Below are 14,966 nucleotides of genomic sequence, written 5' to 3'. Positions count from 1 at the left end.
CTGGACGCGATGACCTAGGGGGCCTCGGTTCCGAAACACCAGGCCAGGATGGCCTTCTGGGCATGCAGGCGGTTTTCCGCCTCGTCGAACACAACAGACTGCGGACCGTCGATCACCTCGGCGGTCACTTCCTCGCCGCGATGCGCCGGCAGGCAGTGCATGAAGATGGCATTCGGCGCGGCCTTGCGCATCAGGTCGGCATTGACCTGGAACGGCGCCAGGATCTTGTGCCGCTGGTCGGCATCCTTCTGGCCCATCGACACCCAGGTGTCGGTGATCACGCAGGCGGCGTCCTTCACCGCATCGGCAGGATCGCTGACCACATGGATCTGGCCCTGACGTTCCTCGGCCCATTTCAGCACCTTGGGGTCGGGCTGCAGTTCGGGCGGGCAGGCAAGATCGAGGCGGAAGCCGAACTGCACGGCAGCATGGATCAGCGAGGTCGCCATGTTGTTGCCGTCGCCGACCCAGGCGAGCTTCTGGCCTTTGATCGGACCCAGCTTCTCCTCGAATGTCATCACGTCGGCCATCACCTGGCAGGGATGGCTGGCATCGGTCAGGCCGTTGATCACCGGCACGGAGGCATTGGCGGCCAGGTCGCGCAGGTTCGCGGCCTTGCTGGTGCGCATCATGATGGCATCGACATTGGCCGACAGGATCTTGGCGGTGTCGGCGATGCTTTCGCCGCGGCCAAGCTGCAGTTCGTCTCCGCGCACCACGATGGTCTCGCCGCCGAGCTGGCGCATCGCGCTGTCGAACGACAGCCGCGTGCGGGTCGAGGGCTTCTCGAAGATCATCGCCAGAATCCGGTCGCGGCCCGGGCGATCCTTTTCCACGGTGCCCTTGGGCAGGCCCTTGCGGCCGGCCTTCATGCGCACGGCATGGCTCAGGATGCCGCGCAGCGTATCCGGCGCGAACTGGTCCAGGTCGATGAAATGGCGGATGCCCGCCTTGCCGTTCTGTCCGGTGATCATGCGGCGGCTTTCGACTTGTCCGTCAGCTTCTGGCAGGCGGCTTCGAGCCGGTGGATGCCCTCGGCGATATCCTTTTCCGGCACGGTCAGCGGCGGAATCAGGCGCAGCGTATTGTCGCCGGCCAGAACGCCCAGCACATGCTCGTCGCGCAGTGCGGTCTGGAACTCGGTGTTCGGAATCTTGGTCTTCACGGCCATGAGGAAACCTTGGCCGCGCACATCCTCGATCACCTCGGGATAGCGATCTTTCAGCATGACGAGCTGCTGCATGAAATAGCTTGAGCGCTTCTGCACGCCATCGAAGAAGCCCGGCTCCAGCATCACGTCCAGCACGGCATTGCCCGCCGTCATCGCCATGATGTTGCCGCCGAAGGTCGTGCCATGCGTGCCCGGCGTCATGCCCTTGGCCGCTTCCTTGGTGGCCAGCACCGCGCCGACCGGGAAACCGCCGCCCAGGCCCTTGGCCAGCGAGATGATGTCCGGCTCGATGCCCGACCATTCATAGGCGAACAGCTTGCCGGTGCGGCCCATGCCGGTCTGGATCTCGTCCAGGATCAGCAGCAGGCCATGCTCGTCGCAGAGCTGACGCAGGCCGCGCAGCATTTCGGTCGGCACGCTGCGGATGCCGCTCTCGCCTTGGATTGGTTCGATCATGATCGCCGCCGTCTCCGGCGTGATCGCGTCCTTCGCCGCCTTCACGCTGAAGGCGACCTGGTCGAAGCCTTCCACCTTGGGGCCGAAGCCTTCCAGGTATTTGGCATTGTTGGTCGCCGCCAGCATGCCGAGCGTGCGGCCGTGGAAGGCGCCATCGAAGGTGATGATGCGGAATTTCTCGGGTTTGCCGCTCACGGCGAAATACTTGCGGGCCACCTTCACGGCGCCTTCATTGGCCTCGGCGCCCGAGTTGCAGAAGAAGGCCTTGTCGGCAAAGGAATTGGCCACCAGCCGCTCGGCCAGCTTCTCCTGCTCCGGAATCCGGAACAGGTTGGAGGTATGCCACAGCTTGGCCGCCTGCTCCTGGATCGCCTTGACCAGATGCGGGTGGGCGTGGCCGAGCGCGGTGACCGCGATGCCGGAGCCGAAGTCCAGATAACGTCGACCGTCAGCGGTGAAAAGGTAAGACCCCTCGCCCCGCTCGAACGCAAGGTCCTGCCTTGCGTAGGTCGACATCAATGCTTCGCTCACGACACCTCTCCCTGGATACGGGGCCTGAATCGTTCAGGCCCTGAAAAAATTGACGCCAGCTCCGGGTTTACGCGGCCGGGCTGGCGGTAAGACCGGATTCTACGGGCCGCTAAGGCCTTGTGTCAATTCAGCGAATGTATGGGCGCAATGGTTGCCAAGGTGTTGCGGGCGCAACGGAAATGGGATGCCCGGGCATGACGATCAATAATCATTTGTCACCCGCGGGCTTGACCCGCGGGTCCCATTTTTCGCCGGCCGAGGACTTTTTCGTCTATCCCGGCCGATGCTACCCTTTTGGCAAATAAGCATTTTTGGAGGATCCGCCATGACCACCCTGAGTTTCGAAACCACCCGGCGGGTCTACTGCGAACCCGGCGCCAGCGCCAAACTCGGGCCGCTGATAGCCGAACTGGGCGCCAGCCGCGTGGTGCTGGTGACCGATCCGGGCGTCATGAAACTGGGCCTGCCGCAGGCCGGGCTGGACAGCCTGAAGGCCGCCGGCATTGCCGTCACCATCTACGACCGCACCGAGGCCGACCCGCCGGAAAAGCTGGTGCATGAGGCCGTGCAGGTCGCCAGGGACTTCAAGGCGGATGGCGTGATCGGTTTCGGCGGCGGTTCGTCGATGGACATCGCCAAGCTGGTCGCCTTCCTCCCCATTGCGACGCAGCCGCTGTCGGAGATCTACGGCGTTGGCAATGCGCGCGGCAAACGCCTGCCGCTGATCCAGGTGCCGACCACGGCGGGCACCGGTTCGGAAGTCACCGGCATCGCCATCATCACCACGGGTGAGAGCGAGAAGAAGGGTGTGGTTTCGCCGCTGCTGCTGCCCGATATCGCCCTGCTCGATGCCGACCTGACGCTCGGCCTGCCGCGCCATGTGACCGCCGCCACCGGTGTCGATGCCATGGTGCATGCCATCGAGGCCTATACCTCGAAGAACAAGAAGAATGCGATGTCGGATGCGCTCGGCCGCGAGGCTTTGCGTCTGCTTTCAAAAAACATTCGCACGGTCTGTTCGCCCGAAGGCATGAAGGACCGCGCGGCGCGCTCGGAAATGCTGCTCGGCGCCATGCTCGCCGGCATGGCCTTTGCCAATGCACCGGTCGCGGCGGTGCATGCGCTGGCTTACCCCGTGGGCGGGCATTTCCATGTGCCGCATGGCCTGTCGAATGCGCTGATGCTGCCGCATGTGCTGCGTTTCAATCTCGAAGTGCCGCTGGCGGCAGGCCAGTATGCCGAACTGGCGCCGATCCTGCTTCCGGGCAAGAGTTTCAGCACTCCATCAGCAGGCGCCGGTGCGCTGCTCGCCGAACTGGAAGCCATCATCGACGACGTGAAGCTGGAGAAGCAGCTGCGCCAGGTCGGCATCAGCCATAATCACCTGCCGATGCTGGCGAAAGACGCGATGAACCAGCAGCGCCTGCTGGTCAACAATCCGCGCGAGGTCAATTACGACGACGCGCTGAAGATCTACGAACAGGCGCTCTGAGCCGATGACTGACGCTGTCGACCCCAAGCTGGAAGTCCGCGAGAACTATCGCCACAGCCTGCTGATCCCGACCCGGCTGTCGGATATCGACGTCTACCAGCATGTCAACAACGTGCAGTATTACGCCTATTTCGACACGCTGGTGAACGACTACATGATCCGCTTCGGTGGGCTCGACATGCCGAATGACAAGGTGATCGGCCTGCTGGTGGAAAGCGGCTGCCGCTTCCACAAATCGCTGAACTACCCGGAAACGGTGGAAGGCTGGCTGCGCACGGTGAAGCTCGGCAATTCATCCGCGCGGCACGAGATAGCGCTGTTCAGGCAGGGCGAGCCGCATCCCGCCGCCACCGGCCATTTCGTACATGTCTTCGTCGAACGCGGCGTGCAGAAACCGGCGCCGATCCCACCGCGCATCCGCGCCGCGCTGGAGAAGATTCTGGTTTAGGCAGCGCGGCGCTTTCGCCAACCCATCCCCGTCATGCCCGGCCTTGTGCCGGGCATCCACGTCTTTCTTTTTCAAGCAGTGCCGGCAAGGCGTGGGTGGCCGGGACAAGCCCGGCCATGACACAAGGAGGGTGAGGCAATATCCGGCCTTCAACTCCTGGTTCCGAGCCCGACAATCGTCATCACCGGGCTTGTCCCGGTGATCCATCTGTCAGTTCTGCAAGGCCATGACTAGGCCGATATGGAGATGGAGACCCGGCACAAGGCCGGGCATGACGATTTTTGATTTTGATGCCTGACCGTCAGCGAAGCGTTGCCGCAGTTGGGCCTGCGACATTCCTATCCATAAATTTACCTCGGATTTTTTTATCCCTTCGCTATGCTGCCCCCGGGTCCAATTTGGCAGGCAGGTAAGCGCCGCATCGCGCGGCGTCTGAGGGGAAGACAGTCATGCAGTTTCGGGACATGCAGGTGCAGCCGGGCAACAAGAAGGTTGTGCTGATCGGGATCGTCGCGGCCGCCATTGCCGCGGCTGCCATTGCCGACAACGACCGGATGTCGGCCATGCTGGCGGGTGCCGCGCTGCTCGGCGTCGGCCTGCTGCTGGTTCTGCCGGTGCGTCATCCGGCGCAGTAAGCCAGGGGCCAGCTCCGGCTGGCTTTACTTGACTTTATTCCCAAAACAGAACATCATTTGTTCTCAGGCTGCCGGGGGTTCTCCGGCGGCCCCTCTGTTCTTGGTCATCGTGAATCTGCCAGCGTGAATCCATAGGGGGGCGATCCGGGGAAGACCGGATCGTTCACGGGTACTGTCAGCCCAAATAAGCCGACCTAAGCAAAAATAAGAAAAAATAAGCCCCAAATAAGACAACATAAGAGTCAGATAAGGATCAAATAAGCCTGCGGTAATGGCCTTATAATACTGTAAGAACAATGACTTATGGTGTTTCTGGCGTCACGGACGCAGGCGGTAGCCGCGTTTCAGCAGCGCGTAGCAGCCGAACCAGAGCGCCACGGCCACGGCGCCGAGCGCCACCCCGCCCAGCAGCACATCGCCGTCGGTATGGCCGGTCAGGCCATAGCGGAAGCCGTCGATCATGAAGAAGAACGGGTTGCCATGGGCGGCGGCATACCAGAAGGGCGGCAATGCCTGCACCGAGTAGAAGGTGCCGGAGAGAAACGCCAGCGGCGTGACGACGAAGTTGGTCACCGCCGCCATATGGTCGAATTTCTGGCTCCACAGCCCGGCAACCAGCCCGGTCAGGCTGAGGATCAGTGAGCCGGCAAAGACGAAATACAGCGCGGCGAACCAGTGATGCACATGGATCGGCGCAAAGGGGAAGATCGCGGCGGCCACCGCCAGCGCCACCAGCAGGCCACGGGTGACGCCGGCCAGGGCATAGGCCACCAGCAGTTCGCCGGGGCTGATCGGCGGCATCAGCACGTCGACGATATTGCCCTGCACCTTCGAGATCATGATCGAGGAGGAGGTATTGGCAAACGCATTCTGGGTGGTGGCCATCATGATCAGGCCGGGTGCCAGGAAATCTACAAACGGCATGCCGGCGATCTGGCGCACCGCGCCGCCCAGCGCCAGCGCAAACACGGCGAAGAACAGCAGCGTGGTCACCATCGGCGCCAGCACGGTCTGGGTCACCACCTTGAGGAAACGCTGCACTTCCTTGACGTAGAGCGTCCACAGGCCGAGCCAGTTGACCGGACCGTAATTGCGGGGCGCGAGTAGGGGAGTGGACATGTCAGATTTCCAGACGGCGGCTTTGGACGGCTGCTTTTCGGGCGTCTACATAGCGCGTATGGTGCGGCTATGCAAAAGCCTGCCGACTCAGCCGCCGATTCAGCCATCCTGCCGGACTGGCTGCCGGCGCTCTTGGCCGGCGAACGGGCGGCGCTGGCGCGGGCCATCACCGCGGTCGAGAACGAGACCGACGAGGCCCGGCTGGTGCTGCAGGCGATCCGCGGCCGGCTGGGCAATGCCCTGGTGGTCGGCTTCACCGGTGCGCCGGGCGCCGGCAAATCCACGCTGGTCTCGGCCTATGTCGGCGAGTTGCGCCGGCGGCAGCAAAACGTCGGCGTCGTTGCCGTCGACCCCTCCTCGCCACTCACCGGCGGCGCCATCCTCGGCGACCGCATCCGCATGACGCAGCATGCCGCCGATCCGGGCGTCTTCATCCGCAGCCTCGCCAGCCGCGGCCATCTCGGCGGCCTATCGCGCACGGCCGCGCGGGTCATCGACGTGTTCGACGCTTCGGGCCGCGATGTGGTGGTGGTCGAAACCGTCGGCACCGGACAGTCGGAAGTCGAGATCGCCGAGATCGCCGATGTGCGCGTGGTGGTGAATGCACCGGGGCTGGGCGACGACGTGCAGGCGATCAAGGCCGGCATCCTCGAAATCGCCGATGTGCTGGTGGTCAACAAATCCGACCTGCCCTTCGCTGAACGCTCGGCGCGCCAGCTGGCGGCGATGAGCGCGCAGCGTAGCGGCACGGCCGTGCCGGTGTTGCAGACCAGCGCCCTGCAGGGCAGCGGCGTGCCTGAACTGGCGGATGCCATCGCTGCGATCGGCCGGCGCAAGCGGCCCGATCCGCGCGCCCGCACGCGACGCCTGCTGCAAAACCTGGTGCTCGACCGCCTGCGCCGCGCGCTCGCCGATCTGCCGGCCAGCGAACTGGATGTGCTGGCCGATGGCGTTCTCGCCGGGCGGCTCGATATCGAAACCGCCTCCTGGCAGATCATCGACAAGCTCGTCTCATCCCTCCCCAAACAGAAGTAGCCCAGCACAATCATGTCCGAAGCCGTCATCTGCTCCAATATCCTCGACATTCCCGGTTCGCGCATTCGCCTCGTCACCCGCGCCTCGGCCGATATCCCCGATATGATCAAGCTGTGGTTCGGCGAGGGCGACGAACCGACGCCGGCCTTCGTGCGCGAGGGTGCCAAGGCGGCGCTGGATCGCGGCGAGACCTTCTATGCCGCCAATCGCGGCATCGCCCCGCTGATGCAGGCGATTCACGACTACCTGCTGCGCGCCTACGGCGCCGACATTCCGGCCGAGCGCACGGTGGTGACGGCCTCGGGTATGAACGCCATCATGATCACCATCCAGTGCCTGATCGAACCGGGCGACAGCGCGGTGATCATCGGGCCGCTGTGGCCGAACGGCCGCTCCGCCGTGCGTGCCATGGGCGGCGAGCCGCGCGATGTCTACCTGCAGCCGCAGGACGACGGCCGCTGGAAGCTCGACATGCAGCAGCTGTTCGATGCCTGCGACGAGACCACCAAGCTGATCATGATCAACAGCCCGGGCAACCCGACCGGCTGGGTGGCGACCGAGGAAGAGCTGACGACGATCCTGAATTTCTGCCGTGAGCGCGGCATCTGGATCCTGTCCGACGAGGTCTATGGCCGCATCGTTTATAACGGCGCGAAACATGCGCCGAGCTATTACACGCTGGCCGGGCCGGAAGATCCGGTGGTGATCATCAATTCGTTTTCCAAGAGCTGGTCGATGACCGGCTGGCGGCTCGGCTGGATCGTGGCGCCGCCGCGGCTCTGCACCGCCGTCGAGAAGATGACCGAGTTCAACATCTCGCATCCGACCACCTTCGTGCAGTGGGGAGGTGTCTCCGCCCTGAATGAAGGCGACGAATACATCGAGGGCCTCGTCGAGCGCTATAAGCGCGCCGCCGACATGGTCTATCAGGCGCTGGCGCCGCTGCCGCGTGTGACGCTCGGCAAGCCGGAAGGTGCCTTCTATGCCTTCTTTGCACTCGACGGCCTGACCGACAGTGTCGAACTCTGCAAGGAGATCGCGCGCGAGGCCCAGGTCGGTCTGGCGCCGGGCGTCGCCTTCGGTCCGGCCGGCGAGGGACGTATCCGGCTGTGCTACGCCGCCTCGCTGCCGAAACTGTCGCAGGCACTCGAACGGCTGGTGCCGTTGCTCAAATAGGGAAGATTCCATGCGGACGATCTATGAGAGCGACGAACACGCCGCCCTGCGTGAGCAGGTCGCGCGCTTCGTGGAAAACGAAGTTCGTCCGCACGGCGATGCCTGGGAAGAGCAGGGCATGGTGCCGCGCGAGACGCTCCGGAAAATGGGCGCGCTCGGCTTCTTCGGCATCCGCTATCCGGAGGCCTATGGCGGCAGCGACCAGTTGCCGATTGCCTCGGCGATTCTGGCCGAGGAATGCGGGCTGTCAGGCTATGGCGGCTTCTCGGCCACCGTGCTGGTGCATACCGACATGGCCTCGCCGCATCTGGCCCATGCCGGCAACCGGCAGCAACTCGACCGCTGGTTCGCCAAAGTCATCGCCGGCGAGCTGATCACCGCCGTGGCCGTCACCGAACCGGATGCCGGCTCGGATGTCGCCGCAATCCGCACGCGGGCGAAACGTGACGGCGACCATTATGTGCTGAACGGCAGCAAGATGTTCATCACCAATGGCGTGCATGCCGATCTCTATTTCGTTGCCGCCAAGACCGACCCCGACGCCAAGGGTTCGCGCGCCATCTCGATTCTCGCTGTCGAGAAAGGCACGCCGGGTTTCTCGGTGGGCCGCAGCCTGAGGAAACATGGCTGGCTCTGCTCGGATACCGCGGAACTGGTGTTCGATAACTGCCGGGTGCCGGTCGAAAACCGGCTCGGCGACGAGAACCGCGGCTTCTACGCCATCATGCGCAACTTCCAGAACGAGCGTCTGGTGCTGGGCGCCATGGCGGTGGGCGAATGCCGCCGCGCGCTGGAGATCACGAGGCAGTATGTGACGACGCGCAAGGCCTTCGGTGGCGTGCTGGCCGACAAGCAGGTGATCCGCCAGCGGCTCTCCATGCTGGAGGCCCGCACCGAAGCGGCGCGGCAACTGGTCTATCACGCCGCCTGGATGGCGGGTGACGGCAAGGACGCCGTGCGCGAGGTTTCCATGGTCAAGGCGCTGTGCGGCGAACTGGTCAACGCCGTGACCTATGACTGCCTGCAGTTCCATGGCGGGGCGGGTTATCTGCGCGAAAGCGCGATCGAGCGTATGGCGCGCGATGCCCGTATCCATCCCATCGGCGGCGGCGCCACCGAGGTGATGCTGGAAGAGATCGCCAAGCGCTGGCCGGCTTGACGTTCAGGTAAAGCCCTGCCGTAGCGGCAGGTTTGCACTGCGGAAAATTTGGGTCTAGCGTTCGCGCCCAAGAACGCTATTTGGCCATTCCTGGGAGAAGAAAATGCGCGAAGCTGTCATCGTTTCCACTGCCCGCACGCCGATCGGCAAGGCCTATCGCGGCGCCTTCAACAATACCGATCCGGCCACGCTGGGCGCGCATGCGATCCGCGAAGCCGTCAAGCGCGCCGGCATCGACGGCGCTGAAGTCGACGACGTGATCATGGGTGCGGCTTTGCAGCAGGGCGGCACGGCCGGCAACATCGCGCGGTTCTGCGCCGTGCGCGCAGGGCTGCCCGTTTCAGTGGCTGGCATGAGCCTGGATCGCCAGTGCGGTTCGGGCCTGATGGCAATTGCCACGGCCGCCAAGCAGGTGATTCACGACAACGCGCCCATCGTGGTCGGCGGCGGTCTGGAATCGATCTCGCTGGTGCAGAACGAGCATATGAATACCTTCCGCGCCCGCGATGAATGGCTGATGAAGAACAAGCCCGACATCTACATGGCGATGATCGACACTGCTGAAACCGTGGCCAAGCGCTACAACATCAGCCGCGAGGCACAGGACGAATACGCGCTGGAAAGCCAGAAGCGCACGGCGGCCGGTCAGGCGGCAGGCAAGTTCGACGACGAGATCGTGCCGATGCAGAGCAGCATGGCGGTGGTCGACAAGGAGACCAAGGCGGTCAGCTATAAAGACGTTACCCTGACAAAAGACGAGGGCAATCGCGCCGACACCAAGCTGGAAGGCCTCGCCGGCCTGCAGCCAGTGCGCGGCCCGGGCAACTTCATCACTGCGGGCAATGCCAGCCAGCTTTCCGATGGCGCTTCGGCCTGTGTGGTGATGGAAGCGAAACTCGCCGAGAAGAAGGGCCTGCATCCGCTGGGCATCTATCGCGGCATGGCGGTGGCCGGCTGCGAGCCCGACGAGATGGGCATCGGTCCGGTCTACGCCGTGCCGAAACTGCTGCAGCGCTTCGGCCTCAAGATGGACGATATCGGCCTGTGGGAGCTGAACGAGGCGTTTGCCGTGCAGGTGCTGTACTGCCGTGACAAGCTCGGCATCCCGAACGACCGTCTGAACGTCAACGGCGGCGCGATCTCGATCGGCCATCCCTATGGCATGTCGGGCGCGCGCATGACCGGCCATGCCCTGATCGAGGGCAAGCGCCGCGGCGCCAAGTATGTGGTGGTGACGATGTGCATCGGCGGCGGCCAAGGCGGCGCCGGGCTCTTTGAAGTAGCTTAAGGCGGGAAGTCGCCTGATTACTTCAGCGCGAGCCGGGTGAGGATCAGTTCCGCGATCCCGCCGCGTTCGTAGCGCACGATCCCGAACTGGCCATGGCGCTGTGCAAGTGCCATGGCCTTTTCCGTTTCGAGGTCCAGCACGGCAAATCCCGGCTCCGGCCGCCAGGTCGAACGATCCGGCACGCCAAGATGCGGCAGGGCTGTGTATCCCGCCAGATCACGGCGCAGGCGCTGATGCGCCGCCATGTTGCGGGTTACATTCAGCACGCGGCTCTGCGGGTTCCAGGCATTCAGGCAGGTGATGCTCTGCGCCTTCACGGTCTTCAGAAACGTGTCGGCCTGCGGACTGTTTTCATCCAGCCGCAGGCCAAGCATTTCACAGTCAATATGATTCTTGGCAGGCAGCGTCACCGCATAGGTGGTGGCGCGATAGCCTCGCAAAGTAGCAGGTGAGATCACCGCATCTCCGCATTCGCCAGCGCCTGGCGCAGCGCCATGGTGCCGGGATTGCTCACCACGTTGTCGTAGAGGATGTTGCGCGGATGCGCTTCCTTGCCGTAGTAGGCGGTGTTGCGGCTGTGGCGCGCGGTGATCACGGCACCTTCCACCGATATGCCGGCGGCGAGGCCCTTGGTCTTGGCAAACGAATAGATGTCGGCGCCGAGATTGCTGGTGGTGGCGGCTTCCACGCCCATGCCGACCGGGCCGGCGGCAACGGTGGCATCGGCGCCGATCTTGAATTCGTTGCGCAGGATGGCATTCACTGCCTTGTCGTTCATCAGCACCAGCATGACCTGCGAGGCTTCGCCGCCGATCTGCAGGCCGATGGAGCCGGCACCCATCGTATAGATGGCAGGCTCGCTCCAGCCATTGGCAGTCTTGGCGAGCAGCACGCCGGAGCCGCCTTCGCCACCGATGATGAAGCTGGCTTTCAGCAGCTGTGGCACCACGAAGACGCCCTTGGCTTGGGCCAGCTTGCGGCGCAGGTCGCTCATCTGGCCGTCATTGGCGAAGGCATCCACGGTGATGCGGGCGGAGTCGATCAGCGACTGGTCGTCGGACGCGGCGCGGGCCGCCTGTGGCCTGAGTACCAGGATGCCGGCACTGGCGAGACTGGACAGCAGTAAGGATCGGCGAGAGACGGTGAGGCTGGACATGCAGATTCTCCCTTGGCGGGTTGGCAAATACTACAGCGCATTATATTGCTTCGGCCACGCTGGAAATGGCCGCGAATCGGGCGGCGGCGCGGGTTGTTGGCGATAAAGCTAGACCGTAAACTGTGGCGGCTTTGTGGAACGGAGGCGGCATGTCCAAGGCTGAGAAGGATGCCCAGCAGGAAACCATCCCGGCGGATATCGCCGCGATGAGTTTCGAAGCTGCGCTGAAGGCGCTGGACGAGATCGTCGCCCGGCTGGAAGGCGGCCGCGTCGACCTGGAAGAGTCGATTGCACTCTACGGTCGCGGCGCGCTGCTCAAGCGCCATTGCGAAGCCAAGCTGAAGGCCGCTGAAGAGAAGATCGAGAAGATCGTGGTCGGAGCCGATGGCCAGGCCGCCGGCACCCAGCCCTTCAAGGCAGACTGACATGACCGACCAGCCGTCGCCTGTTCTTATGGCGGCGATGCAGGAGGTGGGCGCCGCCGTCGAGGCCGCGCTGGACCGCCTGCTTCCCGCTGTGGGCAAGGGCGGCACCGCCAAACTGGACAACGCAATGCGCTATGCCAGCCTGGGGGGTGGCAAGCGGCTGCGCGCACTGCTGGCGGTGGCGTCCGCCGATCTGTTTGGCGTGCCACGCGAGCGCAGCCTGCGGGTCGCAGCCGCCATCGAGATGCTGCATTCCTATTCGCTGATCCACGACGATCTGCCCTGCATGGACGACGATGACCTGCGTCGCGGCAAGCCCACCGTGCACAAGGCGTTTGACGAGGCGACCGCCGTGCTGGCGGGAGATGGCCTGCAGACCCAGGCTTTCCTCACCCTGGCCGATGCCGCCACCCATCCTGACGCTGCCGTGCAGGCCGGGCTGGTGGCCGGGCTGGCCCAGGCGTCCGGCGCACGCGGCATGGTTGGCGGCCAGGCCATCGACCTTGCCGCCGAGGACCGTACGGCGGCGGGGCAGCCGCTGAGCTACGACGAGATCGCCGATCTGCAGGCGCTGAAGACCGGCGCGCTGATCCAGTTTTCGGCCGAGGCCGGCGCCATGCTCGGGCAGGCCGGCACGGCAGAACGCGCGGTTCTGCGCGACTATGCCGCAGAGCTTGGCCTCGCCTTCCAGATCGCCGACGACCTGCTGGACCACGAGGGTTCGGCCGCCGAACTGGGCAAGGCGGTGGGCAAGGACGCTGCGGCAGGCAAGGCCACCTTTGTGGGCCTGCTGGGGCTGGAACCGGCCCGGGCCAAGGCGCGGGCGTTAACCAATTCCGCCAAAAGCCGGCTGTTGTCGCATTTTGGCCCCAGGTCCATGGTTTTACAGGAGCTGGCGGAGTTTGTTATAACCCGCCGCTCGTGACACCCTTAGGCCAGCAATGATCAGCAATCGCACGCCCCTGCTGGATACCGTGACCAAGCCGGCGGATATCCGCCAGTACGATCTCGACCAGCTCAAGCAACTCGCCGACGAAGTTCGTCGCGAGATGATTGATGCTGTCTCGGTGACGGGCGGTCATCTCGGCGCCGGCCTCGGCGTGGTCGAGCTGACCGTGGCGCTGCATCACGTGTTTGCCACGCCGGACGACAAGCTGATCTGGGATGTCGGGCATCAGGCCTATCCGCACAAGATCCTGACCGGTCGGCGCGACCGCATCCGTACCTTGCGCCAGGGTGGTGGCCTGTCCGGTTTCACGCGCCGTGCCGAAAGCGAATACGATCCGTTTGGCGCCGCGCACTCTTCCACATCGATTTCCGCCGGCCTCGGCATGGCGGTGGCGCGCGACTTCAAGGGCGACACCAACAATGTGATCGCGGTGATCGGCGACGGCGCGATGTCGGCCGGCATGGCCTATGAGGCCATGAATAATGCCGGCGCGATGAACAGCCGGCTGATCGTGGTGCTGAACGACAACGACATGTCGATCGCGCCGCCGGTCGGTGCGATGAGTGCCTATCTGTCGCGCCTGATGTCGTCGCGCTCCTATATCGGCCTGCGCCAGATCGCCAAGCAGATCGGCGAAAAGATCCTGCCGCGCACGCTGACTTCGATGGCCGAGAAGGCCGAGGAATATGCGCGTGGTATGGTCGCCGGCGGCACGCTGTTCGAGGAAATGGGCTTCTATTATGTCGGCCCGGTCGATGGTCATAACCTCGACCATCTGGTGCCGGTGCTCAAGAATATCCGCGACACCGACAAGACCGGCCCGATCCTGATCCATGTCGTGACGCAGAAGGGCAAGGGCTATGGCCCGGCCGAGGCGGCGGACGACAAGTATCACGGTGTATCGAAATTCGACGTTGTCACCGGCACACAGGCCAAGCCCAAGGCCGGACCTCCCAGTTATACCCGGGTCTTTGCCGACAGCCTGATTGCCGAGGCGGCGCGTGACGACAAGATCGTGGCGGTGACGGCGGCGATGCCGTCCGGCACCGGCCTCGACCTGTTTGCGAAGAAATTCCCCAGCCGCTGCTTCGATGTCGGCATCGCCGAGCAGCATGCCGTCACCTTCGCCGCAGGCCTTGCCACCGAAGGTTTCAAGCCTTTCTGCGCGATCTATTCGACCTTCCTGCAGCGCGCCTATGACCAGGTGGTGCATGACGTGGCGATCCAGAAGCTGCCGGTGCGCTTCGCCATCGACCGTGCTGGCCTGGTCGGCGCCGACGGTGCCACGCATGCCGGCAGTTTCGACATCGCCTATCTCGCCTGCCTGCCCGATATGGTGGTGATGGCGGCGGCCGATGAGGCCGAACTGATGCATATGGTGGCGACCTCGGCCACTATCGATGACCGTCCGTCCGCCTTCCGCTATCCGCGCGGCGAAGGCACCGGCCTGCTGATGCCGGAGCGCGGCTCGGTGCTGCAGATCGGCAAGGGTCGTGTCATCCGTGAAGGCAGCAAGATCGCCATTCTGTCCTTCGGCGCACGTCTGCAGGAAGCCATGAAGGCGGCCGACGAACTCGGTGCGCGCGGGCTTTCCACCACCGTGGCCGATGCGCGCTTCTGCAAGCCGCTCGATATCGATCTGGTGCGCCAGTTGGCGCGGAACCATGAAGTGCTGATCACCTTGGAAGAGGGCTCGGTCGGCGGCTTCGGCAGCCATGTGTTGCAGTTCCTCAGCCATGACGGGCTGCTGGACAATGGGCTGAAGATCCGTCCGCTGGTGCTGCCGGATCGTTTCATCGACCATGACTCGCCGGTGAAGCAGTATGACGAGGCGGGGCTGAACGCGCCGCAGATCGTTGCCATGGCTTTGTCCGCTCTCGGCCGACCGGCCGACGCCACCGCCACCAGCGCCTAAGCAGGATTCCT

Annotated in this window: 15 protein-coding genes; 10 read left to right on the top strand and 5 right to left on the bottom strand. The window is 64.2% G+C overall.

Annotation, left to right across the window (positions count from 1 at the left end; all coding sequences use genetic code 11):
• Positions 1 to 14: 14 nt before the first annotated feature.
• Together argF and CTR53_RS00170 are read right to left on the bottom strand one after the other, a co-directional pair.
• A complete protein-coding gene (gene argF, locus CTR53_RS00175; RefSeq protein ID WP_290808031.1) occupies positions 15 to 974 on the bottom strand; it encodes an ornithine carbamoyltransferase in 960 nt (319 codons plus the stop codon).
• The gene (locus CTR53_RS00170; protein WP_290808028.1) at positions 971 to 2,158 is read right to left on the bottom strand and encodes an aspartate aminotransferase family protein; all 1,188 of its coding nucleotides are present in this window, start codon (positions 2,156 to 2,158) and stop codon (positions 971 to 973) included. Before CTR53_RS00170 ends, argF begins: the two co-directional genes overlap by 4 nt.
• A gap of 325 nt (positions 2,159 to 2,483) precedes the next feature.
• Here CTR53_RS00170 and CTR53_RS00165 point away from each other — a divergent pair, with 325 nt between their 5' ends.
• The 3 genes from CTR53_RS00165 (at position 2,484) to CTR53_RS00155 (ending at position 4,733) form a co-directional block, all read left to right on the top strand.
• A complete protein-coding gene (locus tag CTR53_RS00165; RefSeq protein WP_290808025.1) occupies positions 2,484 to 3,650 on the top strand; it encodes an iron-containing alcohol dehydrogenase in 1,167 nt (388 codons plus the stop codon).
• 4 nt (positions 3,651 to 3,654) lie between these two features.
• On the top strand, positions 3,655 to 4,098 hold the full coding sequence (locus CTR53_RS00160) for a thioesterase family protein (protein ID WP_290808022.1): 444 nt from the start codon (positions 3,655 to 3,657) through the stop codon (positions 4,096 to 4,098).
• A 449-nt stretch (positions 4,099 to 4,547) separates the two neighbouring features.
• Entirely contained in the window at positions 4,548 to 4,733 is a 186-nt protein-coding gene (locus tag CTR53_RS00155; protein ID WP_290808019.1) for a hypothetical protein, read from the top strand.
• Between the two features lie 318 nt (positions 4,734 to 5,051).
• Here CTR53_RS00155 and CTR53_RS00150 read toward each other — a convergent pair whose 3' ends face one another.
• Complete coding sequence (locus CTR53_RS00150; protein ID WP_290808016.1) at positions 5,052 to 5,852, bottom strand: ABC transporter permease; 801 nt, start codon at positions 5,850 to 5,852, stop codon at positions 5,052 to 5,054.
• A 69-nt stretch (positions 5,853 to 5,921) separates the two neighbouring features.
• On the opposite strand from CTR53_RS00150, the gene meaB reads away from it, so the two are divergent.
• The 4 genes from meaB to CTR53_RS00130 all read left to right on the top strand — a co-directional run bounded on the left by meaB (position 5,922) and on the right by CTR53_RS00130 (position 10,510).
• Positions 5,922 to 6,887, top strand: coding sequence for a methylmalonyl Co-A mutase-associated GTPase MeaB (gene meaB, locus CTR53_RS00145; protein ID WP_290808013.1), 966 nt, complete (start codon positions 5,922 to 5,924; stop codon positions 6,885 to 6,887).
• A 12-nt stretch (positions 6,888 to 6,899) separates the two neighbouring features.
• Positions 6,900 to 8,063, top strand: a complete 1,164-nt coding sequence (locus CTR53_RS00140) for a pyridoxal phosphate-dependent aminotransferase (RefSeq protein ID WP_290808010.1) — start codon at positions 6,900 to 6,902, stop codon at positions 8,061 to 8,063.
• A gap of 10 nt (positions 8,064 to 8,073) precedes the next feature.
• Complete coding sequence (locus CTR53_RS00135) at positions 8,074 to 9,222, top strand: acyl-CoA dehydrogenase family protein (RefSeq protein WP_290808007.1); 1,149 nt, start codon at positions 8,074 to 8,076, stop codon at positions 9,220 to 9,222.
• Between the two features lie 103 nt (positions 9,223 to 9,325).
• Positions 9,326 to 10,510, top strand: a complete 1,185-nt coding sequence (locus tag CTR53_RS00130; protein WP_290808004.1) for an acetyl-CoA C-acyltransferase — start codon at positions 9,326 to 9,328, stop codon at positions 10,508 to 10,510.
• A 17-nt stretch (positions 10,511 to 10,527) separates the two neighbouring features.
• Here CTR53_RS00130 and CTR53_RS00125 read toward each other — a convergent pair whose 3' ends face one another.
• Entirely contained in the window at positions 10,528 to 10,968 is a 441-nt protein-coding gene (locus tag CTR53_RS00125) for a DUF3293 domain-containing protein (protein ID WP_290808001.1), read from the bottom strand.
• Positions 10,965 to 11,666 carry a lipid-binding SYLF domain-containing protein gene (locus tag CTR53_RS00120; protein WP_290807998.1) on the bottom strand — a complete coding sequence of 234 codons (702 nt, stop codon included), beginning with the start codon at positions 11,664 to 11,666 and terminating at the stop codon, positions 10,965 to 10,967. Before CTR53_RS00120 ends, CTR53_RS00125 begins: the two co-directional genes overlap by 4 nt.
• A 149-nt stretch (positions 11,667 to 11,815) precedes the next feature.
• On the opposite strand from CTR53_RS00120, the gene CTR53_RS00115 reads away from it, so the two are divergent.
• Genes CTR53_RS00115 through dxs form a run of 3 tightly spaced genes read left to right on the top strand, consistent with a single transcriptional unit; the run spans position 11,816 to position 14,955 of the window.
• Positions 11,816 to 12,091 carry an exodeoxyribonuclease VII small subunit gene (locus CTR53_RS00115; protein WP_290807995.1) on the top strand — a complete coding sequence of 92 codons (276 nt, stop codon included), beginning with the start codon at positions 11,816 to 11,818 and terminating at the stop codon, positions 12,089 to 12,091.
• A 1-nt stretch (position 12,092) separates the two neighbouring features.
• Complete coding sequence (locus tag CTR53_RS00110) at positions 12,093 to 13,016, top strand: polyprenyl synthetase family protein (protein WP_290807992.1); 924 nt, start codon at positions 12,093 to 12,095, stop codon at positions 13,014 to 13,016.
• Between the two features lie 16 nt (positions 13,017 to 13,032).
• Entirely contained in the window at positions 13,033 to 14,955 is a 1,923-nt protein-coding gene (dxs, locus tag CTR53_RS00105) for a 1-deoxy-D-xylulose-5-phosphate synthase (RefSeq protein WP_290807989.1), read from the top strand.
• The last annotated feature ends 11 nt before the right edge of the window (positions 14,956 to 14,966 follow it).

Source organism: Ferrovibrio sp., from assembly GCF_002796975.1.
In the GTDB taxonomy this organism is placed as follows: Bacteria; Pseudomonadota; Alphaproteobacteria; order Ferrovibrionales; family Ferrovibrionaceae; genus Ferrovibrio.
Note: the sequence above shows the minus strand (reverse complement) of the source record. Positions and strands in the feature narration are given on the sequence as shown.

What these genes read in the sequence shown, in the direction of transcription:
- CTR53_RS00135 (WP_290808007.1), top strand. Translation starts at nt 8,074, where the DNA reads ATGCGGACGATCTATGAGAGCGACGAACACGCCGCCCTGCGTGAGCAG.
- CTR53_RS00150 (WP_290808016.1), bottom strand. Translation starts at nt 5,852, where the DNA reads ATGTCCACTCCCCTACTCGCGCCCCGCAATTACGGTCCGGTCAACTGG.
- CTR53_RS00110 (WP_290807992.1), top strand. Translation starts at nt 12,093, where the DNA reads ATGACCGACCAGCCGTCGCCTGTTCTTATGGCGGCGATGCAGGAGGTG.
- dxs (WP_290807989.1), top strand. Translation starts at nt 13,033, where the DNA reads ATGATCAGCAATCGCACGCCCCTGCTGGATACCGTGACCAAGCCGGCG.
- CTR53_RS00140 (WP_290808010.1), top strand. Translation starts at nt 6,900, where the DNA reads ATGTCCGAAGCCGTCATCTGCTCCAATATCCTCGACATTCCCGGTTCG.
- CTR53_RS00155 (WP_290808019.1), top strand. Translation starts at nt 4,548, where the DNA reads ATGCAGTTTCGGGACATGCAGGTGCAGCCGGGCAACAAGAAGGTTGTG.
- argF (WP_290808031.1), bottom strand. Translation starts at nt 974, where the DNA reads ATGATCACCGGACAGAACGGCAAGGCGGGCATCCGCCATTTCATCGAC.
- CTR53_RS00115 (WP_290807995.1), top strand. Translation starts at nt 11,816, where the DNA reads ATGTCCAAGGCTGAGAAGGATGCCCAGCAGGAAACCATCCCGGCGGAT.
- CTR53_RS00120 (WP_290807998.1), bottom strand. Translation starts at nt 11,666, where the DNA reads ATGTCCAGCCTCACCGTCTCTCGCCGATCCTTACTGCTGTCCAGTCTC.
- CTR53_RS00165 (WP_290808025.1), top strand. Translation starts at nt 2,484, where the DNA reads ATGACCACCCTGAGTTTCGAAACCACCCGGCGGGTCTACTGCGAACCC.
- CTR53_RS00160 (WP_290808022.1), top strand. Translation starts at nt 3,655, where the DNA reads ATGACTGACGCTGTCGACCCCAAGCTGGAAGTCCGCGAGAACTATCGC.
- CTR53_RS00130 (WP_290808004.1), top strand. Translation starts at nt 9,326, where the DNA reads ATGCGCGAAGCTGTCATCGTTTCCACTGCCCGCACGCCGATCGGCAAG.
- meaB (WP_290808013.1), top strand. Translation starts at nt 5,922, where the DNA reads ATGCAAAAGCCTGCCGACTCAGCCGCCGATTCAGCCATCCTGCCGGAC.